The organism is Streptococcus sp. (assembly GCF_019414905.1).
Classification (GTDB): Bacteria; Bacillota; Bacilli; order Lactobacillales; family Streptococcaceae; genus Streptococcus.
On the sequence record NZ_DXLC01000208.1, the window covers coordinates 1 to 2,233 of the forward strand.

Sequence of the window (2,233 nt, forward strand, 5' to 3'; positions counted from 1 at the left end):
GCTCGGAGATGTGTATAAGAGACAGGTCTTTTATGAGGGGGAGAATGATATTCGAATCCAATATTTAAAGAAAAATAATATGCCTTTCATTGTCTTTGGAGAGTCTCAAACACCTGGAGTAGTTTACGTATCTAACAATAACTTTCAAGCTACTTATGATATGATGAAAGTAGTTTTGGAAAAGAATTTTAAAGATATGTGGTTACTTATGGGAGGTGAGTCTTATGTAAATAAGGATCGAGAGAGAGGAGTGAGAACTTTTTTAAAGGATAATAATTATTCTATGGATTTGAAGGTAGTTTATGGTTTAACTACAATAGAGTCAGTTTATTCCTTTGCTGTGAATGATTTGTCTTTTGGAAATTATCCAGATATTATATTTGTTTCAGGCGATGAAAAAGTTCAGGGACTAATTCGTGCGTGTTACGAAAAAGGAATAGCGATTCCGGATAATATATCCGTTGTTGGATTTGATAATATTCCAATTTCACAGTATTACACTCCTGCTTTATCTACAATTTCTCCTAATTATGTTAAATTAGCTCAAGAAATGATTGAAGGGGTATTAGCAATTATAAAGGGGGAAAGTGTCACATCTGTTGAAGTTTCTACTAAACTTGTTAGGAGACAGAGTTTCTAGTATTGTTTAATTCTTGAAAATCCTAATGGAAAAGATGGAGTGTTCTAAAGTAAGTTCTGTTTAGCATCTATTCAGTTTCTATTGAGTTGGATCCAATTTCTAACAAGTGGGACATTTTCACGTTCGATTTACTAAAGACATTATCACATTCGAATCACACATCTTTCAAAAAAATCGTAAAAAAGTCTTGACAAAGAAAAAACAAAGTATTAAAATAAGTTCAACAAATCAGAAAAGTAACTATTTTTAATCTTCAGGGAGCCTGTGGTGATTGTGAATAGGTGGTTGGGAGTAGTGAAAGTGGGCTGATTTTAAAAATGAATTTGAAACAATGAAAATTCGGTGCGCACACCTTACAGTGCAACTTGTTGTTAGACAAGGCAGAGATGTAAAGGGGAATAGTCCCTTTATAATTGAGGTGGCACCGCGTTACCAACGCCCTCACGCAGAGTAATTTTCTGTGTGTGGGCTTTTTCATATCTTGAAATCAATACAGAAAGAGGAAAAATTTTATGACAACTAAAGGTTATTTTGGACAATTTGGTGGTAGTTTTGTACCGGAGCCGATTCAGGCTTTGTTGGATGAGTTGGAAGTGACATTTGATAAGTACAAGGATGATTCAGAGTTTTTGGCAGAATTTCGTCATTACTTGAAGGACTATTCAGGTCGCGAAACACCGCTCTATTTTGCGGAAAGTTTGACAGATCACTTAGGTGGCGCTAAGATTTATCTCAAGCGTGAAGACCTTAACCACCTTGGTTCTCACAAGCTCAACAACGTTTTAGGACAAATTCTTTTGGCTAAACGCATGGGCAAAAAACGAGTAATCGCAGAAACAGGAGCTGGTCAGCACGGTGTTGCGACAGCAGCGGCTGCAGCCAAGTTTGGTATGGCTTGTGATGTCTACATGGGAGCAGAGGATGTGGAACGTCAACGTCTCAATGTTTTCCGTATGGAGATGATGGGAGCAACTGTTCATGCAGTTGAAACAGGGACTCGTACCCTCAAAGATGCTGTTGATGCAGCCTTTGGAGCATGGATGAATGATTTGGAAGCCTTCTACGTTCTGGGATCTGCTGTGGGACCTCACCCTTATCCTACAATTGTTCATGAGTTCCAAAAGGTCATCAGTGAAGAATCTCGCCGTCAAATCTTAGAAAAAGAAGGTCGTTTACCAGACTACGTTATTGCTTGTGTAGGTGGTGGTTCCAATGCCATCGGTGCTTTTTCTCAGTATGTGGCTGATGAAGAAGTTAAATTGGTTGGGGTTGAAGCTGCTGGTCACGGACTTGATACAGACAAGCACGCAGCTACTATGACAAAAGGTAGTATCGGAATTGTCGACGGCATGAAGACTTATGCAGTCTTTAAGGAAGATGGAGAGCTAGCTCCAGTTTACTCTATCTCAGCTGGATTGGACTATCCAGGGGTTGGCCCAGAACACGCCTACTTCAAAGATTCAGGTCGCGTGGAATATGTGGCTGCGACAGATGAAGAAGCTGTTCAGGCTCTCCTTCTTCTCAGCAAGACTGAAGGAATTATCCCAGCGATTGAAAGTTCGCACGCTATCGCAGAAGCAGTTAAACGTGCAC

General features: G+C 39.6%; 2 protein-coding genes. Both read left to right on the plus strand.

Annotated elements, in window-relative coordinates:
* Positions 1–640 (plus strand): LacI family DNA-binding transcriptional regulator (locus tag QZ359_RS06280; RefSeq protein WP_293964233.1); only part of this gene is annotated, 640 nt, incomplete at its 5' end.
* 512 nt (positions 641–1,152) lie between these two features.
* A partial coding sequence (gene trpB / locus QZ359_RS06285; protein ID WP_293964235.1) for a tryptophan synthase subunit beta occupies positions 1,153–2,233 on the plus strand: 1,081 nt, incomplete at its 3' end.